This is a genomic window from Streptomyces sp. NPDC002104, from assembly GCF_053593795.1.
On the sequence record NZ_JBSFDF010000001.1, the window covers coordinates 187,199 to 211,830 of the forward strand.

Annotated in this window: 21 protein-coding genes; 3 read left to right on the forward strand and 18 right to left on the reverse strand. The window is 70.9% G+C overall.

All coding sequences use genetic code 11. The annotated features are described in order from the left end of the window. The first annotated feature begins 59 nt into the window (after positions 1 to 59). Entirely contained in the window at positions 60 to 1,292 is a 1,233-nt protein-coding gene (locus tag ACWCP2_RS00835) for an FUSC family protein (protein WP_450906423.1), read from the forward strand. A gap of 90 nt (positions 1,293 to 1,382) precedes the next feature. Here the strand turns inward: ACWCP2_RS00835 and ACWCP2_RS00840 are convergent, their stop codons facing one another. The 3 genes from ACWCP2_RS00840 to ACWCP2_RS00850 all read right to left on the reverse strand — a co-directional run bounded on the left by ACWCP2_RS00840 (position 1,383) and on the right by ACWCP2_RS00850 (position 7,454). Beyond that, positions 1,383 to 2,837, reverse strand: a complete 1,455-nt coding sequence (locus tag ACWCP2_RS00840) for a catalase (RefSeq protein WP_450906424.1) — start codon at positions 2,835 to 2,837, stop codon at positions 1,383 to 1,385. Positions 2,838 to 2,982: 145 nt separating this feature from the next. After that, positions 2,983 to 3,270: an STAS domain-containing protein gene (locus ACWCP2_RS00845; RefSeq protein WP_450906425.1), complete on the reverse strand. Its 288-nt coding sequence runs from the start codon at positions 3,268 to 3,270 to the stop codon at positions 2,983 to 2,985. Beyond that, entirely contained in the window at positions 3,270 to 7,454 is a 4,185-nt protein-coding gene (locus ACWCP2_RS00850) for a SpoIIE family protein phosphatase (RefSeq protein ID WP_450906426.1), read from the reverse strand. The genes ACWCP2_RS00845 and ACWCP2_RS00850 overlap by 1 nt, the downstream gene beginning before the upstream one ends. Before the next feature lie 212 nt (positions 7,455 to 7,666). Between ACWCP2_RS00850 and ACWCP2_RS00855 the strand changes: the two genes are divergently transcribed. Then, the gene (locus tag ACWCP2_RS00855; RefSeq protein ID WP_450906427.1) at positions 7,667 to 8,992 is read left to right on the forward strand and encodes a PP2C family protein-serine/threonine phosphatase; all 1,326 of its coding nucleotides are present in this window, start codon (positions 7,667 to 7,669) and stop codon (positions 8,990 to 8,992) included. Next, the gene (locus ACWCP2_RS00860) at positions 8,989 to 9,345 is read left to right on the forward strand and encodes an STAS domain-containing protein (RefSeq protein ID WP_450906428.1); all 357 of its coding nucleotides are present in this window, start codon (positions 8,989 to 8,991) and stop codon (positions 9,343 to 9,345) included. Before ACWCP2_RS00855 ends, ACWCP2_RS00860 begins: the two co-directional genes overlap by 4 nt. A gap of 510 nt (positions 9,346 to 9,855) precedes the next feature. Here the strand turns inward: ACWCP2_RS00860 and ACWCP2_RS00865 are convergent. From ACWCP2_RS00865 to ACWCP2_RS00935, 15 genes are all read right to left on the reverse strand, one after another. Further along, on the reverse strand, positions 9,856 to 11,442 hold the full coding sequence (locus tag ACWCP2_RS00865) for an MFS transporter (protein ID WP_450906429.1): 1,587 nt from the start codon (positions 11,440 to 11,442) through the stop codon (positions 9,856 to 9,858). Positions 11,443 to 11,502: 60 nt separating this feature from the next. Beyond that, entirely contained in the window at positions 11,503 to 11,976 is a 474-nt protein-coding gene (locus ACWCP2_RS00870; protein WP_450906430.1) for a MarR family winged helix-turn-helix transcriptional regulator, read from the reverse strand. A 238-nt stretch (positions 11,977 to 12,214) separates the two neighbouring features. Further along, on the reverse strand, positions 12,215 to 13,081 hold the full coding sequence (locus ACWCP2_RS00875) for a fumarylacetoacetate hydrolase family protein (RefSeq protein ID WP_450906431.1): 867 nt from the start codon (positions 13,079 to 13,081) through the stop codon (positions 12,215 to 12,217). A 34-nt stretch (positions 13,082 to 13,115) separates the two neighbouring features. Then, positions 13,116 to 14,153 (reverse strand): cupin domain-containing protein, encoded by a 1,038-nt coding sequence (locus ACWCP2_RS00880; RefSeq protein WP_450906432.1) that lies wholly within the window; start codon positions 14,151 to 14,153, stop codon positions 13,116 to 13,118. 23 nt (positions 14,154 to 14,176) lie between these two features. Next, complete coding sequence (locus tag ACWCP2_RS00885) at positions 14,177 to 15,391, reverse strand: FAD-dependent monooxygenase (RefSeq protein WP_450906433.1); 1,215 nt, start codon at positions 15,389 to 15,391, stop codon at positions 14,177 to 14,179. A gap of 119 nt (positions 15,392 to 15,510) precedes the next feature. Continuing rightward, a complete protein-coding gene (locus ACWCP2_RS00890; RefSeq protein ID WP_450906434.1) occupies positions 15,511 to 16,152 on the reverse strand; it encodes a CoA transferase subunit B in 642 nt (213 codons plus the stop codon). After that, entirely contained in the window at positions 16,152 to 16,907 is a 756-nt protein-coding gene (locus ACWCP2_RS00895) for a CoA transferase subunit A (RefSeq protein ID WP_450906435.1), read from the reverse strand. Before ACWCP2_RS00895 ends, ACWCP2_RS00890 begins: the two co-directional genes overlap by 1 nt. A gap of 14 nt (positions 16,908 to 16,921) precedes the next feature. Next, complete coding sequence (locus ACWCP2_RS00900) at positions 16,922 to 17,605, reverse strand: SDR family NAD(P)-dependent oxidoreductase (RefSeq protein WP_450906681.1); 684 nt, start codon at positions 17,603 to 17,605, stop codon at positions 16,922 to 16,924. After that, complete coding sequence (locus ACWCP2_RS00905) at positions 17,605 to 18,360, reverse strand: SDR family NAD(P)-dependent oxidoreductase (RefSeq protein ID WP_450906436.1); 756 nt, start codon at positions 18,358 to 18,360, stop codon at positions 17,605 to 17,607. Before ACWCP2_RS00905 ends, ACWCP2_RS00900 begins: the two co-directional genes overlap by 1 nt. After that, complete coding sequence (locus ACWCP2_RS00910) at positions 18,357 to 19,328, reverse strand: fumarylacetoacetate hydrolase family protein (RefSeq protein WP_450906437.1); 972 nt, start codon at positions 19,326 to 19,328, stop codon at positions 18,357 to 18,359. The genes ACWCP2_RS00905 and ACWCP2_RS00910 overlap by 4 nt, the downstream gene beginning before the upstream one ends. Before the next feature lie 125 nt (positions 19,329 to 19,453). Beyond that, positions 19,454 to 20,392, reverse strand: a complete 939-nt coding sequence (locus ACWCP2_RS00915) for a VOC family protein (protein WP_450906438.1) — start codon at positions 20,390 to 20,392, stop codon at positions 19,454 to 19,456. Between the two features lie 13 nt (positions 20,393 to 20,405). Continuing rightward, on the reverse strand, positions 20,406 to 21,410 hold the full coding sequence (locus ACWCP2_RS00920; RefSeq protein WP_450906682.1) for an amidohydrolase family protein: 1,005 nt from the start codon (positions 21,408 to 21,410) through the stop codon (positions 20,406 to 20,408). Positions 21,411 to 21,433: 23 nt separating this feature from the next. After that, entirely contained in the window at positions 21,434 to 22,564 is a 1,131-nt protein-coding gene (locus tag ACWCP2_RS00925; protein WP_450906439.1) for an FAD-dependent oxidoreductase, read from the reverse strand. A gap of 34 nt (positions 22,565 to 22,598) precedes the next feature. After that, positions 22,599 to 23,561, reverse strand: a complete 963-nt coding sequence (locus ACWCP2_RS00930) for a cyclase family protein (protein ID WP_450906440.1) — start codon at positions 23,559 to 23,561, stop codon at positions 22,599 to 22,601. Further along, positions 23,561 to 24,556: a fumarylacetoacetate hydrolase family protein gene (locus ACWCP2_RS00935; RefSeq protein ID WP_450906441.1), complete on the reverse strand. Its 996-nt coding sequence runs from the start codon at positions 24,554 to 24,556 to the stop codon at positions 23,561 to 23,563. Before ACWCP2_RS00935 ends, ACWCP2_RS00930 begins: the two co-directional genes overlap by 1 nt. Between the last annotated feature and the right edge of the window lie 76 nt (positions 24,557 to 24,632).

Genomic DNA, 24,632 nt, shown 5'->3' on the forward strand with positions numbered 1-24,632 from the left:
CGGGCGACGGCGGCCCGTTCCGCGGTGATGTTTCCCGGATGCGGGGGCAGGGGCCGTACATGTCAGACGCACTTGCCCCCTTTCTGAAACTCGTCCGACGGCACCGGGAGCCCGCCGTCGTCCAGGCCGTCCGCTCGACCGCGGCGGCCGTCGTCTCCTACGTCGTCGCGCTGCGCCTCAGCAGCGAACCGGCGCCCCTCACCGCGCCGCTGACGGCGCTGCTCGTGGTCCAGGTGACGCTCTACTCCACGCTCACCACCGGCGTTCGGCGCGTCAACGCCGTCGTCGCCGGGGTCCTGATAGCGATCGGGTTCAGCGCCCTGGTCGGTCTGACCTGGTGGAGCCTGGGCCTGATCATCCTCGCCTCGCTCGTCGTGGGACGCGTCGTGCGGGCCGGCGAGTTCGTCCCCGAGGTCGCCATCAGCGCCATGCTCGTCCTCGGGGTGACCCAGGTCGCCGACACCGCCTGGGACCGGGTCCTGGAGACCCTGATCGGCGCCGCGGTGGGCCTCGGCTTCAACGTCCTGTTCGTGCCGCCCGTCTGGATCCGGCCCGCCAGTGACGCGATCATCGACCTCGCCGCCCGCATCGGGACGCTGCTCGTGCACATCGGCAGCGAGTCCGGGAACGCCACCACGGTGGAGAAGGCAGCGGCCCGGCTGCACGAGGCCCGCCGGCTCGACAACGACATCTCCGAAGTCGACGCCGCCCTGCGCCAGGCCGAGGACAGCCTGCGCCTGAACCCCCGCGTGCGCGACGGCGTCCTCTTCCGCCTCGTCCTGCGCACCGGCCTCGACACCCTGGAGATCTGCGCGGTGGTGCTGCGCGTGTCCTGCCGTACGCTCACCGACCTCGCGAAGGCGCACGGCGACGAACCGGCCTTCCCTCCGCCGGTGGCCGGCGCCCTCCAGGACCTGTACGGGCACACCGCCGCGGCCGTCGAGTCCTTCGCGCAACTGATCACGGCCCAGGTGACCTCCAATGCCGAGGAGGCCGAGGGCAGGCTCGTCGAGGAGCTCGAAACCGCCCGGACCAGCCGCGCCCGGCTTGCCGCCCTGCTGCCCGGACAGATCGACCGCCATCCCGCCGAGTGGCAGCTCTACGGGGCGCTCCTCGCCGAGGCCGACCGCGTCCTGGACGAACTGAGCGTCGAGAAGCGCTCCGAGCGCCTCCTCGAGGAACTGGACCGCCATGCCCACGAACGCCGCGCCCGTCACCCCCGGCTGGACCGGCTCCGGACCCGGCTGCGGACCCGGCTCCGTCGCCGGCGGAAGGCCGTCGTCGACCGCTGACCGCGGCGGACACCGCCGCACGGCCGAGGGCCCGAACCCCATTGGGGTCCGGGCCCTCGGCCGTGCGGCCGCTCCTCGTGAGGACGCGGCTCAGAAGTGTGCGGCAATCTTGTCGCCGACCCCCTGGTCGATGGAGCGCCAGTACTGGAGCGCCCGTTCCAGGACGGGCTTGCTGACGCCGTCCGCCAGGTGTCCGGCGACGTTGGACACGAGCCGCTCGCGCGCCGCGTCGTCCATCACCTCGCGCACCAGCGTGCCCGGCTGGCCCCAGTCGTCGTCCTCGCTGCGCAGCGCGTAGGCCTGCCGGACCATCTCGCCCGCCGAGGCCCAGCCCGCGGGCTCGCCGAAGCGGGCGGTGTCGGCGGCCGGGCCGCCGTAGGAGTTGGGAGCGTACGGGCGGGCCGCGTTCGATGCCTCGAAGCGCATCGCACCGTCCTTCGCGTACGAGGACACCAGCGAGCGCGCCCGGTTGGGGGGCAGCTGGGTGTAGTTCGCGCCGACCCGGTAGCGGTGCGCGTCCGGGTAGGAGAAGAGCCGTCCGAGGAGCATCTTGTCCGGTGACGGTCCGATGCCCGGCACCAGGTTCGAGGGCTCGAAGGCGGCCTGCTCGATGTGGACGAAGTAGTCGTCCGGGTTCTTGTCGAGGGTCATCCGCCCGACCTCGATCAGCGGGTAGTCCGCGTGCGGCCACACCTTGGTCAGGTCGAACGGGTTGAACCGGTAGCCGGGCGCGTCCTCGAAGGGCATGACCTGCACGAACAGCGTCCAGCTCGGGGGCTCGCCGCCGGCGATCGCGTCGGTGAGGTCGCGGCGGTGGTAGTCGGGGTCCTCGCCGGCGATCCGGTCGGCGTCGGCCTGGGTGAGGAAGTCGATGCCCTGGTCCGTGTGGAAGTGGTATTTCACCCAGGACTTCTCGCCGGCGCCGTTGACCCACAGGTAGGTGTGGGAACCGTAGCCGTTCATGTGCCGGTAGCTCTTGGGGATGCCGCGGTCGCCCATCAGCAGGGTGACCTGGTGCGCGGACTCGGGTGACAGGGTCCAGAAGTCCCACTGCATGTCGTGGTCGCGCAGTCCGTTGTCGGGGCGGCGCTTCTGCGAGCGGATGAAGTCCTGGAACTTGCTCGGGTCGCGTACGAAGAAGACCGGGGTGTTGTTGCCGACCAGATCGTAATTCCCGTGCTCGGTGTAGAACTTCAGTGCGAATCCGCGCGGGTCCCGCCAGGTGTCCGGGGAGCCCTGTTCCCCCGCGACGGTCGAAAAGCGGGCCAGCATCTCCGTACGGCGACCGGGCTGGAAGACGTCGGCCTTGGTGAAGGCGCTGACGTCGTTCGTCACCTGGAAGACGCCGTAGGCCCCGGCGCCCTTCGCGTGGACCACCCGTTCGGGTACCCGTTCGCGGTTGAACTGGGCCATCTTCTCGATCAGGTAGTGGTCCTGGAGGAGGATCGGGCCGTCCGATCCCACGGTGAGGGAGTGCTCGTCGCTCTCCACCGGGATTCCGACGTTGTTCGTCGTGTACGGGGTCTGCTGCGCGTCCTGCGTCACGGGGCGTCCTCCCCAGAGGTGGCTGATCACTTTCCGGCGGGCGCCGGAAGGTCTCCCCCCGCCTACCCAGTCAACGCGGACCATGCGTCCCCGGCAACGCGAACCGAGCGCGGGCCGGGGTGCCCGGCACCTGACCGGCCGCGGCCTAGATGCCGTGGACGGTGGTGAGGTCGGTGAGGCCCGAGATGGTCAGGACGGGTTCCAGGAGCGGATTGGCGAGGAGTTCGATGCGGTCGGCATGGGGGAAGAGGACGCTGAGGCCGGCGCTGTCGAGGTACTCCACACCCGTGAGGTCGAGGACCAGGGGGCCGACCGTGCCCGCCAGGGCGGCGGCCAGCTCCTGGGTGTTGCTCATGTCGATCTCGCCGACCGCGGTGAGCAGTGCGGCGCCGTCGGGCCGCCGTCCGAGGGTGAGGGTCAGGGGCGTGGTCATCAGGCGATCCTCGTGTGCATGTCGACGGTGGTTCCGGACGGGCCGGGAGTGATGGTGACCTGCTGCATCAGCGCACGCATCAGGGCCATCCCGCGGCCGCGGTGCGGGTTGAGCTCCGGATCCGGTGCCTTCCAGCGGCCGGTGTCGGCGATGGTCAGGTGCAGATCGTTGACGTTCGCCTCGGCCCGGAACTGAATGGTGCCTCCGGCGGCGTCACGGTGCCCGTGTTCGATGGCATTGGCGCACGCCTCGCCCGCGGCGACCAGGATGCCCTGCACGGTGGCGGACGGCAGATCGCACCGGTCGAGCCAGCCGCGCAGCGTTTTGCGTACGGGCGCGAGCTGGGAGGATTCGGCGGGGAAGGACATCTCCAGGGGGGCCGGGTGGCGGTAGAGCAGCAAGGCGACGTCGTCGTCGTAGCCGTCGACAGGAGCCAGCCGCGCCATGACGTCGCTGGCGAGGTCGTCGATCGCGGTGTCCCGGCCGTCCTGGAGGGCCTTGCTGGCCTGGTCGATGCCCGCGCTGAGCGGATGGCGGCGGCGTTCGACGAGCCCGTCGGTGTACAGCAGCAGCGTGGAGCGGGCCGGGATGGTGCAGGCGCCTTCGGGACGTCGGGTTCCGGGCCGGACGGCCAGGGGCAGCGAGCGGCCGTCCTCCAGGAGCCGGGTGGTGCCCTCGGGCCGGACGAGGATGCCGGGCGGGTGGCCGGCGCTGGAGTACGTCAGTTGCCCGGTGTCGACGTCGAGGACTCCGCAGAAGACGGTGGTGCAGGCCGCGCCCGGCACGCCGGCGGCGAACTGGTCCAGGGCCATCAGCGTCCGGGCGGGACTGGCGTCCTGCAGCAGCAGGGCGCGGCACGCGCTGCGCAGCTGACCCATGACGCTGGCGGCTTCGAGCCCGCGTCCCACGCAGTCGCCGACGACGATGCCGATGCGGCCGTCGGGCAGTGCGACCGTGTCGTACCAGTCACCGCCGACCTCCAGCGGCTGGGTGGCGGGCTCGTAGCGGACGGCGAAACCGGCGGGCAGCTGTGAGGGGCCGAGGATGGCGCGCTGCAGGGCGATGGCCGTCTCGCGCTGCTGGTCGATCTGGTGGGCGCGGTTGAGGCCTTGGGCGAGGTGACCGGCCAGGAGGGACAGCAGCAGTTCGTCCTCGCCCGTGAACGGCCGGTTCTCGCCCAGGTCGATCCACAGGGCGAGCGGCCCGTCGGGGAACTCCAGGAGGATGCCGGCCCCCGTGCGGTCGGCGACCGGGGTCAGGACCGGCCCCCGGCGCAGCTCCTCGAGGGCCTCCCGTCGTCCGGCGGGCAGGTGCGGCCAGGTCAGCCGCGCGTCGGTGGAGGTCAGCGCGGGTTCGGCGCCCCGCTCGAAGACCGCCGCCACGACCGACCGGCCGCGCCACAGCTTCTTCAGTTCCCGCAGTGCGCCGGCCAGTGCCTCGGGCACGCTCGTGGCCCGGGACAGGCACGTGCCCAGGGCGGCCAGGGCGCTCTCGCGCTGGATGGCGTAGTGCTCGGCGGTGACGTCCCGGAAGGTGCCGACGGTCACGCGGCGTCCGGTGTCGGGATCGTCGACCTGGTTGAAGGTGGCCGTGACCCACAGCCTGTGCCCGTCGCGGTGGGTGATCGGAATGGTGTACGAGCCCTTCGTGCTGCCGAGCAGCAGGGCGAAGGCCTCCTCGACCTGCTGGTGCGCCACCGCGTCGGTGGTGGCGTCGGGCCACCACGGGTGGACCGGCCGGTAGGGCAGGCCTTCGGGTCCGTAGCCGAGGATGTCGCTGAACGAGGTGTTGATCTCGATGACCGCGCCGTCCTCGTCGCACACGAAGAAGGCCTCCTGCAGGGAGTCCACCAGGGCGGTTCGCCAGCGGACGTGGTGGCCGCGCAGCCGTGCCAGCTCGATGTTCGCCCGTACGCGGGCGAGGAGTTCCGCGGCTGCGAAGGGCTTGACGAGGTAGTCGTCCGCGCCGGCCTGCAGGCCTTCGATGGACGCCTCCTGTCCGGCCCGCGCGGACAGCAGCAGCACCGGGACCGAGGCGGTGCGGGGGTCGGCCCGCAGCGCCGTGACCAGGGAGAGGCCGTCCAGGTGGGGCATCATGACATCGCTGACCACCAGGTCGTAGGCCTTCGCGCGGATGGCCCCCAGAGCCTGTCGGCCGTCGGCGACCGCGTCGACCTGGTAACCGGCACCGTGCAGGAGGCGTACGAGGTACTCGCGCATGTCGGAGTTGTCGTCGGCGACCAGGAGACGTGACGCCGCGGCCGTACCGGGGGCCGTCCCGGCGGCTTCGGCATCCGCGAGGTTCTGGATCCGGGCCGCGACGGGCGATGCCTGGCCGTGGCCGCGGGGCAGCCAGCGAAGGGCCTCCTGCACGAAGGGGGCGGCCGCGGTGGGGCCCGTCCCGGAGCCCGGCTCCGAGAGGACGGCGTCGGCGGGCAGGTGCGAGGACCCGAAGGGCAGCCGGATGGTGAACCGGGTGCCCCGGCCCTCCGCGGACGTGGCGCTGATCTCGCCGCCGTGCAGCCCGACCAGTTCCTTGACCAGGGCCAAGCCGATGCCGCTGCCCTCGTTGGAGCGCGAGCGGGCGTTCTCGATGCGGTGGAACCGTTCGAACAGCCGGGGTATCTCCTCCGCCGCGACACCGATGCCGGTGTCGTCGACGGTCACCACGGCCGCCCCGTCCACGGCGTCCACCGCGACGCGGATCGAGCCCTCGAAGGTGAACTTCAGCGCATTGCTGAGCAGGTTGAGCACGACCTTCTCCCACATGGTGCGGTCGATGAAGACCGGCTCGGGCAGGGGAGAGCAGTCGACCCGGAAGCCCAGGCCCGCCTTGTCGACCGCGGAGCGGAACACGCTGGCGAGCTCACCGGTGAGCTCCGCCAGGTTCACCGGCTCGTAGGACGCCTGCATGCGGCCGGCCTCGATGCGGGAGAAGTCCAGCAGGGTGTTGACCAGTTTGCCCAGCCGGAGCCCGTTGCGGTGGATGACCTCCAGCTCCTCGTGCACACCCGCGTCCGCGTCCACGGCCGCGAGCCGGTCCCGCAGCTCCTCCACAGGACCCATGATCAGCGTCAGCGGCGTACGGAACTCATGGCTGATGTTGGAGAAGAACGCCGTCTTCGCCAGGTCCAGCTCCGCGAGTTCCTCCGCGCGCCGCTGCTGCGCCTGGTAACTGCGGGCGCTGGCGACTCCGCTGGCGACGTGCCCGGCGACCAGTTCCACGAAGCCGCGGTATCCGTCGTCCAGGGCCCGGTACCGGTTCAGACCGACCACCATGAAACCGTACGGATCGCCGCCCTGCTGGCGCAGCGGCACCACCAGGGCCTGCAGGGGCGCCTCGGCCCACTCGCCGGCCGGCAGGTCCGCGAACACGTCGCCGTCCAGGGGCATGACCGAGGACTCTCCCCGGGCCGCGGCAGCCGTCGGCCACGGGGTCTCGCAGCCCGGCGGGAGGAGTTTCACCGCGGCCGGGTGATCGTTCCCGATCCCCGTGGCAGCGGCCAGCGCGGCGCTGCCGTCGGCCTCGAACAGGTAGGTGAGGGTGAAGGGCAGATCGTGCGGGTTGCCACTCAGCTGCAGCCGGGCGAAGTCGAGCATCTCCTGCTCGGTGCGCACCACGCTGGGGTCGGAGCCGAGGTCGCGCAGCGTGGCCATCCGCCGTTCGCCGATGACGCGCTCGGTCTCCTCGCTGACCACGCAGAGCATGCCGACGACCTCACCCGTGTCGTCGCGCAGCGGACTGTAGGAGAACGTGTGGTAGCTCTCCTCCGGGTAACCGGAGCGCTCGACGAACAGCAGCAGGGCCTGGTCCCAGGTTGCCTCGCCGGTGGTGAGCACGGTGTCGATGCGGGGGCCGATGTCGTCCCAGATCTCCGCCCAGACCTCGCTCGCCGGCCGTCCCAGCGCCCACGGGTACTTCCGGCCCAGGGTGTCGCGCCGGTAGGCGGCATTGCAGAAGAAGGTGAGTTCCGGTCCCCAGGCCATCCACATGGAGAACTTCGAGGACAGCAGGATGCTCACGGTCGTCTTCAGGCTCTGGGGCCAGTTCTCGGGGTCGCCGAGCGGGGTGGCCGCCGGCCAGTCCACCCGGCCCAGATCCCGGCCGACCGCCTCGTCGGCGGCGAACACACCGGCCCCGACGGCCGCCGTCGTCTCGCGCGCGGCATCCTCGGAACGCGTCACTGCTCACCCCTCGTTGTTCGAACAGCCGATGTCCGGGTACACGGCCGGCATCCATTGTGCTGCCGCTCCGCGTGCCGTGGCGGGCTGTGCGGCCCCCAGCGGCCCGAACGGCGACGGACCACCCGGAGGGAGACCGTTGACGTGATCCGTAGGATAGGACAGCCGAGCCCGGGACCACGAGGTACGGCCAACCAGGCGGGCCGGGAGGCCATGTGACGGCAACCGAGTACACCCTCCAGCACGGGGCGGTGCAGGAGGGGGCGGACGAACGGGGCAGGCTCGCCGCGGTACGCCGCTACGCGGCCCTGGACACCTCCGCGGACGGGGCCTTCGACAGGATCGCGACCCTCGCGGCCCGTATCTTCGGCGTCCCCATGGCGACCGTGGCGATCGTGGACAGCGACCGGGTGTGGCTCAAGGCCGCCCACGGGCTCGGGGGCGTCAGGGAGTTCCCCCGTGACCGGAGCGTGCTCTGCTCCCTCCCGCAGGAGGAGCCGTACGTGGTCACGGACACCCTCACCGACCCGCGCGGCACCGCGGGCCCCGCCGTCCAGGGCCTGCCGGGAGTGCGATTCTGCGCCGCCGCGGCGATCACCACGTCCGACGGTCACCGACTGGGCACCGTCAACGTGCTCGACACCCGTCCGCGCCACCCCACCGGCGACCAGCTGGCCGCCCTCCAGGAGTTGGCCGCACTCGTCATGGAGGAGCTCGAACTGCGGTCGAGCGCGCAGCACATGGTCGCCGCCGAACGCGCGGGCCGGGCCGACGCCGAACGCCTGGCCCGCACGCTCCAGCGCACCCTGCTGCCGCCGGCCCTGCCCACGGTTCCCGGACTGCAAGCGGCCGCCGCCTACCACACGGCCTCCGCCGACGAGGTCGGCGGCGACTTCTACGACCTCTTCCCCCTCGACGACGGCCGGTGGGCGTTCTTCCTCGGCGACGTCTGCGGCAAGGGCGCCGCCGCCGCCGCACTGACCTCGCTGACCCGCTACACCCTGCGCGCCGCAGCCATCTACGACCCCGACCCCCGCACCGTCCTGTCCAACCTGGACACGGTCCTCAAGGGCGAGTACCAGGGCGACGCCCCCCGATACTGCACTGCGGTGTTCGGTGTGCTCGACGCCGCCTCCGACGGGTCGTTCACGGTCACTCTGGCCGGCGGCGGACACCCCCCGGCCCTGGCGGTGCGCGCGAACGGCGCCGTCGAACCGGTCTCCACCACCGGCGGCCAGCTGATCGGGATCCTTCCCGACCCGCACTTCGCGCAGGCCACCACCCGCCTCGCGCCCGGCGACGCCCTGCTGCTGTACACCGACGGGCTCACCGAAGCCCGTGCCGCGGACGGCAGCATGCTCGGGGAGGAGGGGCTGGCCCGTCATCTGGTCGCCCGGCCCGCCCGCGGAGCGGACGTCCTGCTGGCGTCGGTGCACGAGCTCTTCACCGATCTGGGAGCGGGAGTGAGCGACGACACCGCCCTGCTCGCCCTGTCCGTCCCGTACCACCCCACCCCGCTACCAGCCCAGGAGAACAGGTGACCCACCGGACCCTGACCACCAGTCGGCACTCCCACCCGAGTGGCGCCACCGTACTGGGAGTGGTCGGCGAGCTCGACCACCACACCGCACCGGAGCTCACCGGGGTGATCGAGGAGACCCCCTTCAACGCCGGCGTCCCCGTACTGATCGACCTCTCCGAGCTCGCCTACTGCGACTCCACGGGCATCACCGTACTCATCGGCGCCTACTACCGTGCGGAGAAGGCCCGCGCCCCCTTGTCCCTCGTCGGGCTGAATGCCGACCTGATGCACGTCTTCCGCATCATCGGCCTCAACCAGCTCTTCACCTTCCATCCCACCATCGAGGCCGCGGTCGAGGCCCTCCAGCCTTAGTGGAGGCCCTCCAGCTTTAGTGGAGAAGACAGCGCGGGCCGCGGCACAGCTACGGGACGGCGCAGCCAAGACCACGCGGCTTCGGCAGCAGCCCCGGGACCGGAGCGCGCTGCTGAACCGTCATGCGTGCGGTTCAGGAGCTGTGCTCGACTCCTAGAAGAAGCCGAGCTTCTTCGGGGAGTACGACACGAGAAGGTTCTTCGTCTGCTGGTGGTACAGCAGCGGCACCCATGCTGACCAGGGGGAAGGCCAGTTGGTGCGGCTCCTTGGCGGGGGCTGGTCCGGAAATGGTCCGGAATCACAGCTCCAGGTGAGTTGCCCTTCCGAGGTCCAGGTCCACCGCCGGTCTGTTCCGGAGACCGGCGCGGGTCGTTGTGGGCAGCGGCAAGGGCGGTGTCGCGGCCGGCGGTGCTGCTCGGCGAGGGGTGCACGGGATCGGCCCGGCCGGGTGCGAGCCGTCGTTCCTGCGGACTCGCGATCCCGGCCCGGGCCGTCGGCCCCGTTGCAGCCTCAGTGGCGGGCGCTCTGCGGGTTGCGTCGTACGCCGACTGCGGCGAGGGCGGCTCCGATGACGCACAGGGCGCCGGTGACGATGGCGGCGGTGTGGACTCCGTTGATGAATGCCTGGCCGCTGCCCTCGATCACCGCGGCCTTCAGCTGCGCCGGCATGTCTCCGGAGACGGGTGAAATGCCCATGGCGACCGCGTCCTTGGCCTCGTGCAGGCCTTGTGCCATGGGTGCGGGCACTCCGGCGGTGGTGAGTTCGGCGGTCAGGGTCGAGTTGACTCGGCTGCTGATCAGGGACACGAGTACGGAGGTTCCGAGCGCGCCGCCGATCTGGAGCGCGGTGGCCTGGAGGCCGCCCGCGACGCCGGCGTCCTTGACCGGGGAGTTGCCGACGATGGCGTCGGAGGAGGCCGCCATGACCATGCCCACGCCGAGGCCCAGGGCGATGAAGGGCGGCCACATCGCGACGTACGGCGAGTCCACGCCCCATGCGAGTACGCCGAAGGCGGCGCCGCCCTGCAGCACCATCCCGAGCGGCATGGACAGCCCGGCGCCGTACTTCTCGGTGAGCTTCGCGCCCAGCGGGGAGGCGATCACGGAGGCCAGGCTCAGCGGCAGGGTGCGCACGCCCGCTTCGACGGGGGTGAAGCCGCGTACGTTCTGGAGGTACAGCATGACGAAGAAGATCACGCCGAGCAGGACGAAGAAGTTGATCGCCGTGATGATCGCGCCGATGGTCAGCGCGCGGTTGCGGAACAACCGCATGGGCAGCAGCGGGTGCTCCGCCCGCGTCTCGTACCAGCCGAACACCAGCAGGATCACGAGGCCGGCGGCGAGCGCACCCAGCGTCGAGCCGGAACTCCAGCCCCAGGTCTCGCCCTTGACCACGCCGAACACGACGACGAGCAGTCCGAGCGCGAGCAAGATGACGCCGGGGACGTCGAAGCGCTGGTCGCCGGAGGCGTTCCTGCTCTGCGGCAGGACGAGTGCGCTGAAGGCGAGCGCGATGACGCCGATCGGGGCGTTGATGTAGAAGACGGACTCCCAGTTGACGTGCTCGACGAGGAGCCCGCCGACGATGGGGCCGAGTGCGGTGGACACCGACGACACCATCGCCCAGATGCCCACGGCCATGCCGAACTTCTTCGGCGGGAACACCGCGCGCAGCAGCCCGAGCGTGTTGGGCATCAGCAGCGCGCCGAAGAAGCCCTGTACGGCGCGGAAGGCGATGACGCCCTCGATCGACCCGGCCAGGCCGATGGCGACCGACGCGAGCGTGAAACCGATGACTCCGACCAGGTAGAAGGTGCGCCGGCCGAAGCGGTCACCGAGCTTCCCGCCGAGGATCAGGGCGGCGGCAAGGGCCAACAGGTAGGAGTTGGTGACCCATTGCAGGTCGGCGGTGGACGCGTTCAGGTCCCGGCCGATCTCCGGGTTGGCGATCGCGACGACGGAGCCGTCCAGACCGACCATGAACAGGCCGAAGGCGACGGCGACGAGCGTCAGCCAGGGATTGGCGCGGCGGCCCACCGGAGCGGCGGGGCGGACGGGTGCGGGCAGGGGAGAGCTGTCCACGGCAGTGGAGGACATGGAGGTGCCTTGCTTCCTCGTACAGATGGAGGTCGACGGGACGCGGGTGCGCGAGAGCCGTCAGTGGGCGGCGGGGTGAATGTGCCGCGCCAAACCCCGCAGCGCGCCGAGCACGGACCCGATGGCGTCGAGATCCCCGTCGGTGAGGGTGTGCAGCGCCTCGACGAGGTACCCGTCCAGGAGGCTCCCGACCTCGTCGAGGCGCTGCCGGGCCTCGGCCGTCAGGTGCAGATGCGCGACCCGCTTGTCCGCGGAGTCCTGCCTGCGCTCCAGCAGCCCCTGGCCCGCCAGCTGTGTGACCAGGGCGCTCACGTTGTTCGGCTTCATCAGCAGGACCTCGGCGGCCTCGCGCACCGTGACACCGTCACGCTCGCCGACGAGTCTCAAGAGCGCGAGCTGGCTCTCGGGCGGCTTGGGGTGCGGAAAGTCCTGGGCGAGACGCCGGTCCAGTGCCCGGTTCAGCGCGGGCAGGACTGCCGACATCGCGGACGCGATCTGCCGGATGTCCTGCTCGGACGCGCTGGGGGTGGCCATACACGCAATATAAGTATGCCTCGATACGTATGTCAACATATCCATTGGCTCGTCAGGTCGGGCGGATCACCGTCCCGGCCGTTACGCACCACGCTGACTCCCAGGCCTGACCGGTGGACGTCTCGTCGTCGAGGACGGCGAACTGCTGGGAGCAGGTGGTGTCGGCCGACGGGACGCCGGTGTGCGCTGGACTCCATGGGCGCCGCGCCGGCACCACCTTGCGTGTGCCCCCGATCGGTCAGTGGTCCCTGCGCCCGGGGCGTTCCTCGTACGGGGTGGCGCGGGAACCGTCGACGCCGACCTCCAGGCGGCCGACCCGCTCGATCTCCACGCCCACGCGGTCCCCGTGGCCCAGCGGGCCGACTCCGGCGGGGGTGCCCGTGGCGATCACGTCGCCCGGGTGGAGGGTCATGACGGAGGAGGTGTAGGCGATCAGGTCGCGGACGCCGTAGATCAGGTGGGCCGTGTTGGTTCGCTGTCGGGTGGCGCCGCCCACGTCGCAGCGGAGGTCGAGGGAGTCCGGGTCCGGGATCTCGTCCGCGGTCACGATCCAGGGGCCGATGGGGGTGAACGTGTCGAACGACTTGCGGGTGGAGCGGTCCTCGCCGGAGCGGACGGTGATGTCCAGCAGGCAGGTGTAGCCGAAGACGTGGTCCAGGGCCTCTTCCGGGCTGACGTGTGCGGCGGTGCGGCCGATGACGACGCCGAGTTCGCCCTCCTGGTCCGTGCGCTTGTCGGAGTAGGGCAGGAGGATGTCCTGGCCGGGGCCGATGACCGATGAGTTGGCCTTCAGGAAGACTCCGAGGTCGGCGACCGACGTGGAGTACTCCATCTCAGCCTTGTGGTCGAGGTAGTTGACCGGTGCCCCGATGATCTTTCCGGGGCGGGGGAGTGGGGCTTCCAAGACGGCCTCGGCGAGCGGGATCCGGGTGTGGCCGTCCAGGTCCTGGTCTATCGAGCCGTGCCGGTCGGCCATCTCGATGTGGTGGTGGAGTGCTCCGGCCGCGCCGAAAGGGCCGGATCCGGCAAGCAGTTCGGTCACGTCGACGAGGTCGTCCCCGTCGAGGAGTCCGATACGTCCTTTGTTGAACAGGGCCAGGCGCACCGTGGCCTCCTTGGTGAAGTGTCGGATGGGCGGATCAGGCGCCGGGGTCGGCGTCTTCCGTGCGGTAGAGACCCAGCGAGCGCATGACGGGCTCGTCGCTGTAGGAGAACAGCACGGCGTCGTTCGAGGACGAGCTGTTGAGGTGCCGGTAGGACGCCCAACCGGGGACGGCGAAGGTGTCGTTCTCCGACCACTCCAGCCGCTCCCCGTCCACGATCGTGGCGCCTTCGCCGCGTACGACGCTGAAGATGGTGGAGGCGGTGTGCCGGCGCCCGGCGCCCCGGAAGCCCGGGCGCAGCCGCTGGACGCGGCAGCCGATCGTGGGCATGACCGGACCGCCGGTCCACGGGTTGGTGTATTCGAGGACGATGCCGTCGACCTCGCTGCCTTCGGCGGTGTCGGCGACGGCGTCCAGGGCCCGTTGGGTCTCTGTCCAGGTGTAGCGGGTGACGGGGGAGTGGGGGCCGTCGGGGGTGAGCCAGGCGGGGGTCAGCCGGCCGTGCAGGAACTGCTTGCTGCCCGCGTCGTCGGGCCTGGTGACGGGCTGGAGCCGCTGGGGGTACTTCTCGTAGAAGCCGGCTTCCAGGGCGTTGACGAGCGGGTAGTCGAGCGCGTCGAGCCAGATCATCGGCGCGTCGCCCTCATGGGTGTGGTCGTGCCAATGCCACCCGGGGGTGAGCAGCAGGTCGCCCGGGGACATGAAGACGCGCTCGCCGTTGACGGTGGTCCACGCGCCGCTGCCCTCCAGGATGAAGCGGAACGCGTTGGACGTGTGCCGGTGCGCCTGGGCGGTCTCTCCGGGAAGGATGATCTGCAGTCCGGCATAGAGGGTGTTGACGGTGGCCGGGGGATCACTCAGGCCGGGGTTCACGAGCATGAGCACGCGCCGTTCGGCCTCCTCCAGAGAGAGGGTCCGGGAGAAGTGCAGCAGGTGGGGACGCAGTTCCTGCCAGCTCCAACGGTGGGGAACGGCGCGGCTCTTGGGCTCGGCGGGGAACAGGTTGCCGTAGAAGCGCCACAGTGGCGCGGCTCCCGAACCCTCCAGCGCCTCGTAGACGAGTTCGTCGTTCATGGTGTCCTCCTGCGGTGGCGGGATCACGGGGCGGGAACGGAGGCGGGGGTCGGCGTCCACACCCAGGACATGTCGTCGAAGTCCTCGGACGAACGGGACGAGAAGAGGGCGTTGCGGAGGGTGGCCCCCATTCCCTCCAGGTGGCAGATCTCGCCGAAGCGCCGGGCGTTCGTCTGGACGAGCGCCGCCCGTTGACGGCGCTGCCGGGCGTACGCGGCGAACGCGTCGGCCGGGTCGGTGAACCCGCCGAGCGCTTGCCCGAGGGCGACCGCGTCCTCAAGTGCCTGGCAGGCGCCTTGGGCCAGGTACTGGAGCATGGGGTGGGCGGCGTCGCCGAGCAGCACGATGCGGCCGTGTACCCAGTCGTCGATGGGCAGGCGGTCGTACAGGGGCCAGCGGCGGTCGCGTGCCACCAGCGGCAGTGCGTCGCGGACCGGCCGGCAGGCTCCGGCGAAGCGTTCTTCGAGCTCGGCTTCGGTGCCCCAGGCGTCCGAGTCCGGCGTGTAGCGGTCGCTCTCGAACACGGCGACCTGGTTGTACAGCTCGCCGCGCCGGACGGGGTACTGCACCAGGTGCATGCGGGGCCCTGCCCAGACCATCACCGCTTCCGACGCGGCGTACTGCGACATCCTGCCCGTCATGCTGTCGACGGGCAGGGCCCCGCGGTACGCCACGTAGCGCGAGCAGACCGGTTCGCCGTCGCCGACCAGGGCTTGGCGCAGGCGCGAGTGCAGGCCGTCGGCGGCCACGACCGCGTCGGCGGTGAGCCGCGCAGAGGTGTCGGCGAAGTGCAGGTGTACCCCTGTGTCGTCCTGCTCGGCACGGGTGACGGTGTGACCGGTGCGGAGTGTGACGGCGGGATGGTCCCGGCAGGCGTCCAGGAGCGCGGTGTGCAGGTCGGTGCGGTGGGTGACCAGGTAGGGGTGCGTGAAGCGTGCGGTGTACGCGGCGCTGCGCAGGTCGAGGGAGGTCACCTCGTCACCGGTCAGAGCATCCATCATCACCAGGCGCGGCGGGGCGACGGCGTTGCGCTGGACTGCCGGGAGCACCCCGAGCTGTTCCAGTGCGGCGGACGCGTTGGGCGCGAGCTGCAAGCCTGCGCCGATCTCGCCGAACCGGGCGGATCGTTCGAGCACCGTTGCGTGGTGGCCGGCGCGGGCGGTCGCCAGCGCGGCGGCCAGTCCGCCGATGCCGCCGCCGACGACGGCGATGCGGAGTGGGGTGGGGTGTGCGGACATGAGGCCTCCTTGGGGATCGGAGCGGAACGCAGGAGAGGGGAGGCGGAAACCGTCACACCGGATACGTCGTACGCACGTCATGGGTGTACGGACCATCGCGGCGTGAGGTCACCTCGGCGTCACGCCTGACGGTCCGTGCGGACCGGTGCGTCGGTCCGGGCGATGACGTCGGCGATGGTGACGCCTGGAGCCGTCTCCACGAGAGCCAGGCCGTCCTCGGTGACGTCGAGGACGCCGAGGTCGGTGATGATGCGGTGGACGCACCGCTCGCCGGTGAGGGGCAGGGAGCAGTCTTCGACGATCTTGGGGCTGCCGTCCTTGGCGGTGTGTTCCATGAGGACGATGACGCGGCCGGCGCCGTGAACGAGGTCCATGGCGCCCCCCATGCCCTTGACCATCTTGCCGGGGATCATCCAGTTCGCGAGATCGCCGTACTGCGACACCTGCATCGCGCCCAGGACCGCCGTGTCGATGTGGCCGCCGCGGATCATGCCGAAGGACAGGGCGGAGTCGAAGAACGAGGCCCCGGGCAGCACGGTGACGGTTTCCTTTCCCGCGTTGATCAGGTCGGGGTCGACCTCGTCCGCAACGGGGTAGCGGCCCGTGCCGAGGATGCCGTTCTCGGAGTGGAGGACCACGTGGACGCCGGGCGGGAGCAGGCCGGGGATGAGGGTGGGCAGGCCGATGCCGAGGTTGACGTAGGAGCCGTCGGCGAGCTCGGTCGCGGCCCTGGCGGCCATCTGGTTGCGGGTCCAGGACATCAGGGACGGACCGTCCTCTTCTCGATGGGCTTGTCCGCCGCCTGTGGTGGGGTGAGTTCCACGATCCTGCGGACGTAGATGCCGGGGAGGTGTACCGCGTCGGGGTTCAGATCGCCCGGTTCGACGAGTTCTTCGACCTCGGCGATCGTGATGCGGCCGGCCATGGCGGCGAGGGGGTTGAAGTTGGCCGCGGATTTGCGGAAGACGAGGTTCCCGTGCCGGTCTCCCCGCCAGGCCCGTACGAGGGCGTAGTCGGTGGTGATGCCGTGCTCCAGCACGTGCCGGCGCCCGGCGAACTCCCGGGTCTCCTTGGCAGGCGACGCCACGGCCACCGAGCCGTCGGGAGCGTAGCGCCAGGGCAGTCCGCCGGAGGCGACCTGGGTGCCCACGCCGGCCGGGGTGTAGAAGGCGGGGATGCCGGCGCCGCCGGCGCGCAGGCGTTCGGCGAGCGTTCCCTGTGGGACGAGTTCCACCTCCAGCTCGCCGGCGAGGTACTGCCGGGCGAATTCCTTGTTCTCGCCGACGTAGGAGCCGGTGACGCGGGCGATACGTCCGACGGACAGCAGGACTCCGAGCCCGCGCCCGTCGACCCCGCAGTTGTTGGAGACGATCCGCAGGCCGTCCGCGCCCTGGCCGAGAAGGGCGCGGATCAGGACCTCGGGTACGCCGCTGAGACCGAAACCGCCCACGGCCAGTGAGGCGCCCGGCTGGATGTCGGCCACCGCCTCGGCGGCGCTGCCCATGACTTTGTCCATCGTGTGTGCTCCTTTCATGGGGTGAAACCGGGCAGGACGCAGGACCGGGCGTCGTCCACGACGACGTTGGTTCCGGTGATGTGGGCGGCCTCGTCGGAGACGAGGAACACCGCTGTGTTGGCGACCTCTTCGGGCCGGCCGGGGGTGACGCAGTTGGCACGGACTCCGTACGGAGCGCCCTCCGCCGCGAGTTGCTGCGTCAGCGCCACGAGCGAACCCCTGGACGCCGAGTGAGAGGCGTGTGGAGGGGGGAAAGGGGTGGTGAGATCGGCGGTCGGGCCGACCGTCAGTACGCAGCCGCGGCTGCGTACCAAGTGCGGCCACGTGGCTCGGACCGTGGGCCACACCGAGTCCAGCTGCGCGCGCATCGTGAAGGCGACGTTGTCGTACGGCTGGCTGCCGACCGCGCCGAAGCGGACGGTGCGCGTGGTCGCGTAGACGATGTCGATGCCGCCGAACGCCCCCACGGCCTCTTCGGCCCAGGAACGGACGGATCCCTCGTCGGTGACGTCCAGGGGGCCGGGGGCGAGCGCCGTGCCTCCCGCTCGGGCGATCAGGCGCTGGGTTTCGAGGGCGTCCTCGTGGATCGGGTCGCCCGCGACGACGAGTGCGCCCTCGGCTGCGAATCTCAGGGCGACCGCCCTGCCATGGCCGTGTGCTGTACCGGAGACCAGGGCGACCTTGCCTTCCAGGCGCATCACGTCCTGCCCTCCGGGCGCAGGGCGTCCGAGACGGACTTGACGCCACCGTGAGCGGTGAGACCGCCGTCGACCGGGATCTCGGCGCCGCTGATGAACGACGAGTCGTCGGAGAGCAGGAAGACGACCAGGGGCGCTATCTCACCGACGGTGCCGGTGCGTCCCAACGGGGTCTCGCGGATGGTGGCCTCGCGGAAGGCCGGGGCCGCGTCCGCGGTCATCTCGGTCTCGATGTAACCGGGGTGGATCGTGTTGACGCGAATGCCACGCGGGCCGAGTTCGAGGGCGGCGGTCTTCGACAGGCCGCGCAGCGCCCACTTGCTGGTCGTGTAGGCCACCGGGTAGTGCGCGGTGAGGGCCGCCGACGAGCCGACGTTGACGATGGAGGAACCGGGAGGCATGAGCGGCGCGAGGTGCTGGATGCCGAGGAGCGGCCCGGTGACGTTGACCGCGTGGACGCGGGCCATGTCCTCGGCGCGCACCTCGCCGAGGCGGGCGCGCCAGGTGATGCCGGCGTTGTTGACCAGGCCGTGCACCTGGCCGTAGGACGCGCGCAGTTCGGCGGCCAGGCCCGCCCAGTCCTCCTCGCTGCTGACGTCGAGGTGTCGGCAGCCGCTGCCGGTGACCACATCGGTGACGATGACGTGGGCGCCCTCGCGGGTCAGTGCTTCCGCCTCGGCCGCGCCCTGGCCGCGCGCGGCACCCGTGACCACCACGACCTTGCCCCGCAGTCTCTGGGATGCCGCAGTGCTCACGGCCGCTCCCGATTGCGCCGGCGGCCCGGGGGCAGGGGCACGGGCTGGGTCCCGGGAACGACGGTGTTGGTGAGCGAACCGATGCCCTCGACCGTGAGGGTGACGGTGTCACCGGGCACCAGCGGTGGCGGGGTCTGCTCGCCGCGCAGGCCCCAGAGTTCGGCGAGGCAGCCGCCGTTGCCGCAGGTGCCCGAGCCGAGGACGTCGCCGGGGCGCACGACCGTGCCGCGCGAGGCGTAGGCGGTCATCTCCTCGAAGGTCCAGCTCATGTTGGACAGCAGGTCCTCGCCGACGGTCACGCCGTTGATCTCGGCTCTCAGCGCCAGCCGCAGGAGGCCCTCGGCGTCCCGGTGCTGCTCCAGCTCGTCGGCGGTGACCAGGTAGGGGCCCAGGGTGGTGGCGGTGTCCTTGCCCTTGCACGGGCCGAGGCCGATCTTCATCTCGGCGGACTGGAGGTCCCGGGCCGACCAGTCGTTGAAGACGGTGTAGCCGACGATGTGGTCGCGGGCCTGCGCCGGCGTGAGGTCGCGGCCCTCGCGGCCTATGACGGCGGCCACTTCGAGTTCGAAGTCGAGGACGGCCGCGCCGGGCGGCACGGGTATCCCGTCGAGCGGCCCGTAGATCGCGTGGGGGTTGGTGAAGTAGAAGGTCGGCGCGGCGTACCACTGCTCGGGCACCCCGGCCCTCCCCTCCACCGAACGCCGGACCCCCTCGACGTGCTCCTCGAAGGTGACGAAGTCCCGTACGGCCGTGGGCTGCACGGGAGGCAGCAGCCGCACCTGGGAGACGTGCGGGCCGGGCGGTACGTCGCATGCAGCCGCGCCGGCGTCGAGGAGCCCGGGGAGACCACCGGTCTGCTCCAGCAGGGTGGTGAGCGAGGAGACGCCGGGCAGGGGGAAGAGCGTGCCGTCCGCTTCCACGACGCCGACGTGGCGGTGATGGTGGTGCTCGTAGGAGGCGAAGCGCATGTGCGGCTCCCGGTAGGAGTGGTCGGCCAGGGGTACGGCTGTGTCGGCGGTGGGGTCCGGGGACGCGGAACTGTGTGTCAGGGCAGGTGACAGGGCCGCCGCGTCCCCGGAGTCCGGTGGGAGGGTCAGACCGGCGGGGCCACGAAGACACCGCGGTCGGGGTCGTTGAACGACTCCTTGGCGACGATCTCGTTCATGGCGTTGGCGGTGCCCCACTGGTCGGTGACGTCCGGGTCGGAGAAGTCGTAGACGTGCGGATGCCAGCTGTCCTCGTCGAGCAGCTCCAGCTCCGTCGTGTACTCGACCGTGTTGCCGTGCGGGTCGAGGAAGTACGTGAAGGTGTTGTCGCCGGCCATGTGGCGGCCCGGGCCCCAGATCTTGCGGTGACCCGCCCTGATCACGCGGCCGGAGCCGCGCATGTACTCGTCGATGCCCCGCATCTCGAAGGAGATGTGGTGCAGGGAGGTGTGCGGGCCCTTGGCCAGCGCCATGGAATGGTGCTGGTTGCTGATCCGCATGAAGTGCATGACCTCGCCCATGTGGGGCGAGCTGAGGGTGTCCGAGAGACGGAAGCCGAGGTGGCGCTCGTACCACGCGCGGGTGCGATCGAGGTCGGGGGAGTTCAGGACGACGTGGGAGAGCTTGACCGGGATGGCCTCCTTCTCCTCGATCTTGCGGTGCTGTCGCACCTCGACGTCGGCGGAGACCTCGATGGTGCGCCCGTCGACGTCGAAGAAGCGGAAGCCGTAGCCGCCGCCGGGCGTGTCCACGGTCCCGGGCCGCGAGATCAGCTGGACGCCTCCGGCCAGGAGCTGCTCGGCGAGGGTGTCCACGTCGGCGGGTGCGGCGGCGCCGTAGGAGACGAGGTCGAGCCGCTTCTCCTCGGCCTTGCGCAGCCGCACCACGTACTGCTCCGGGGAGCCCTCGGCGGCCAGGAAGGAGACGCCCGAATCCTCGGCGACCTTCGTCAGGCCCCAGACGCCGGCGTAGAAGTCGAGCTGCTTTTCGTAGTCCGGCACGGCCAGGTCGACGTGCCGCAGGTGGGTGAGCAGACGTGCGTTCATGGTGGGTACCTCCTCAGACGAGGGCGAGGTTCAGCAGGACGGCCGCGTTGCCGCCACGGACGGCGTCGAAGGCGGTCTCGGGCAGGCGCGCGGCCCTGAGGGCGGCCACCGGATCTTCGGTGCCCATGTCGAAGGGGAAGTCGGATCCGAGCAGGACCCGCTCGGACCCGACGACCCGGACCAACTCCCGCAGGACGTAGGGGTCATGGACCAGCGAGTCGAAGTAGATCCGCTTGAGGTAGCTGCTCGGCGGGTGCAGGCAGCCCGAGCTCGCGTCGGAGCGGGCCGACCAGGCGTGGTCGGAGCGGCCGATGTGGGTGGGCAGGTAGCCGCCGCCGTGGGCCGCGATCAGCTTCAGGCCCGGGTGGCGGTCCAGTACGCCGGAGAAGATGAGGTGGGAGAGCGCGACGGCGTTCTCGGCGGGCTGGCCGACGGTGTTGGACAGGTACCACCGGTCCAGGCGCTCGTCGAGCGTGCAGCCGAAGGGGTGCAGGAAGACGATCGCGTCCGTCTCCTCCGCCCGCGCCCAGAAGGGTTCGTACGCCGGGTCGGACAGGTCGCGGCCCGGCGCGTGGCTGGAGATCTCCACCCCGGCCAGTCCGTGTTCCAGGGCGTGATCGAGGGCTCGCGCCGCCTGTTCCGGGTGCTGGAGGGGGACGAGCCCGAGGCCGCGCAGCCGGTCCGGTGCGGCCGCGCAGTGGGTGGCGGTCGCCTCGTTGGCGAGCCGGTACACCTTCTCGGCCGTGTCCTGGTCCGCCCAGTAGTGGTAGTGGGAGGGGGACGGGCTGACCAGCTGTACGTCCACGCCCTGCGTGTCCATGGCGGCGAGGCGTACGGCGGGGTCGGTCAGCCGGGGGATGCGGTCGCGGACCATGGGCCCGCTGACCGCGAGCGCCGCCGAGCCGTTGCGCCGGGCATCGAGGGTCTTTGCCTCCGCCAGTCCCGGCAGGCCGGCCACGAGGGCTTCGACCTCCGGCAGCAGCACATGGGCGTGCACGTCGATCGTGGGCGCGGTCAGCGGCTCCGGCCTGGGCACGCGGCTCACGGCAGCTCCCGCAGCATCGTCATGGTGCGGCCCATCAGCCCGGGTACGTCCGCGTCGCGGACCCCGTCGAGCTGCCACTGCCCGATCTGTACGGACGCCTCCACGACGGGGCGGACGCGGGCGATCCGCCGCTCGTAGAACGCCTGGAGCAGTGCGTCGTCCCAGTCGTCGGCGCCGGCCAGCATCTGCGCGAGCACCCACGCGTCTTCGAGGGACAGCGCGGCACCCTGCGCGAGGGTGGGTGGGCAGCAGTGCGCGGCGTCGCCGATGAGGACGACCCGGCCGCGGTGCCACGAGCCCTCGACCAGCATCCGGTCGAACCAGGTGTAGTTGACCTTCGAAGGGTCCGTGATGCTCTCGGCGATCTGCGGCCAGAAGCCGCCGTAGGCGGAGGCCAGCCGGCGCATCTCGTCCGCGTACGACTCCGGTGGTATCGATGCCCGATCCCGGTTCGCCTCGACGACGTACGCGTACAGGGTCGTGTCGCCGGTGGGACAGTAGCCGGAGATGTACGCCGGTCCGCCGTAGGCGAGATCGGTGCGCGTCACCTCGGCGGGACGAGGCGCGGAGATGCGCCAGATGGCCATGCCGGTGGGTTCGGGCTTGGCGGTGATGCCGATCGCCGCGCGGGTGGCGGAACCGAGGCCGTCGGCCGCGATCACCAGGTCGTAGCGCCCCTCCGTGCCGTCGGTGAAACGGACGGAGACGCCTTCCGCGTCCTGGTCGAGGATCTCGGCCCGGGTGCCGAGGCGGACCCGGGCTCCGCTCGCTCGGACGGCGTCGATCAGGATCTGCTGGAGCTCGGGGCGCTGCATACCGAGCGTGGCGGGCAGATCGTCACCGCCCGTGCGCAGATCACGGTGGACGTGCAGGACGGTTCCGTCGGGCGCGGTGATGCCGACGGAGCCGAAGCCGAAGCCTGATGTTCTCACCTGGTCCCAGACACCCAGTTCGCGCAGTACGCGCAGGGCGTTTCCCTGGAGGGTGATGCCGGATCCGGCGGTGGCGTTCCAGTCGTCCTTGGCCTCGACCAGGTCCACGGAGAAGCCGGCGCGGCGCAGCAGGATCGTCACGGCGTTGCCGGCCGCGCCGCCGCCGACGACGAGGACCGTGCGGGTTTCGGTCATGGGAACTCCCTTGTTCCTCGGATGAGTTGCCGGACTACTTGACGGCTATCGGATTGATCGGAGACCCGACCGCGCCGGTGATGGGCAGGGGAGCGGCGGTGAGCCAGAACTCGTACACGCCGTCGGCCGCGCAGTCCTCGGCCAGGGAATCGAGGTCCCACATCTCGCCGATCAGCAGACCGATGTGCGGGATGGCCACCTGGTGCAGGGGCTGGAAGGCGTGATCGAACTCGTTGGGGCGCACCTCGAAGCCCCAGGTGTCCGTGGCGATCGCGGCGATCTCACTGCCCTGGAGCCAGCCGGCACTGGTGAAGGACAGGCCGGGGGCCGGGCCGCCCGCGTACTCGCCCCAGCCGTCGCGGCGTACCCGGGCGAGCTGCCCGGTGCGTACGAGGACCAGGTCCCCGCGCCCCACGGCCACGCCTTGGGCATCCGCGGTGGCCGTCAGGTGGTCCGCGGTGATCGCGAACCCGTCGGGCAGTTCGCCGTCCTGGCCGACGGCGCGGCCCACGTCCAGCAGCACGCCTCGCCCGGCGATCTGGTGCGCCATGTGCTCGATGCCGGTGACCAGATCGCCCGCGGAGGTGACGACCTTCTCGGCCGGGCGGCCGTTCCACGCCTTGCCGTGGTCGAAGATGTGGCCGAGGCCGTCCCACTGGGTGGAGCACTGCAGCGGCATGGCGATCACGTCGTCGGCGCCGCCTATGCCGTGCGGGAGGCCCTGGTTGCCGAGGGCCGCGTCCGTTCCGGTGTCCAGCATGGTGTGCACCGGATTGGTGCGCCGACGCCAGCCCTTCTGCGGGCCGTTGATGTCGAAGCGCTGGGAGAGGGAGAAGCTCACACCGCGCCGGACGAGTGCGGCGCCCTCCCGGCGCTTGGCCTCGTCGAGGAAGTTCAGTGTGCCGAGTACGTCGTCCTCACCCCAGCGGCCCCAGTTGGAGCATGCCTTGGCGGTGCGGGCGATCGAACCTTCGGGGTCACGGGGGTCCAGGCTCATCACGCCTCCGCGATACAGCGGGTGCGCTGTGCGCCGAGGCCCGTGATGGCGCCGTCCATGACGTCGCCGTCGCGCAGCAGCCGGCCCCAGTGCATGCCGTTGCCCGCCGGGGAGCCGGTGAGCACCAGGTCGCCGGGGAGGAGACGGGCGGTCTGCGAGACGTAGGAGACCACACGGGCCACGCTGAAGATCATGTCCTTCGTGGACTCGTCCTGCATGGTGTCGCCGTTGAGCTTCAGCGTCAGCCGCAGGTCATCGGGGTCCGCGATCGACTCGACGGGCACGATCCAGGGCCCGAGAGGGGTGAAGCCCGGTGCGTTCTTGCTGCGCAGCCAGTCGGTGCCGATCTGCGGCATGTCGCGGCGGAAAACGGTCCCGCGGTCGGTCAGATCGTTGGCGATCGTGTAGCCGGCGACGCATTCCATCGCCTCCTCCACGGAGACCCGGTAGGCGGGACGGCCGATGACCGCCGCCAGTTCCAGCTCCCAGTCGGGCTTTTCCGCCCAAGCGGGGAGGGTGACGTCGTCGTACGGGCCGGTGATGGAGCTCGGCAGACCGATGAAGACGTAGGGAAGGTCCTCCGCCGCCCGGCGGTCCATGATCTCTGCCGCCTCCGCGCGCCGTTCCTCCTCGGAGCGGTCGTCATCCGGGGCGCGGTGGGCCACGTGCAGGTCGATCACGTGCTGCCGGTAGTTGGCGCCCGACTGGAACACCTGTCGAGGCTCGACGGGCGCGTGCACCCGGTGCTCCGAAAGGGGCCGGCGGTCGGTGCGATCCTCTTCGGCGAGGGCCCGCAGCCGCGGCAGCGTGGCGGCCCAGTTCTCCAGCAGACTCACGGCGGTCGCCTGCGCATCGCCCAAGGCGATGCGCAGGTCGAGTACCTGGCCGTTCGGGGTGACCAGGGCGGGGAAGGCGGGCCCCTCCGGGACCGAAAGCGTCGCGAGGGCGAAGGGTCCGGCAAAGGGCGCGGACGGGGATCCAGGTTTCACGGACATGTCCTCCTGATTGCGATGGGACTAATCTGGACCTGCCACCTTGATCAGGGAAATCGATTGTTCAGATGGTTGTCAT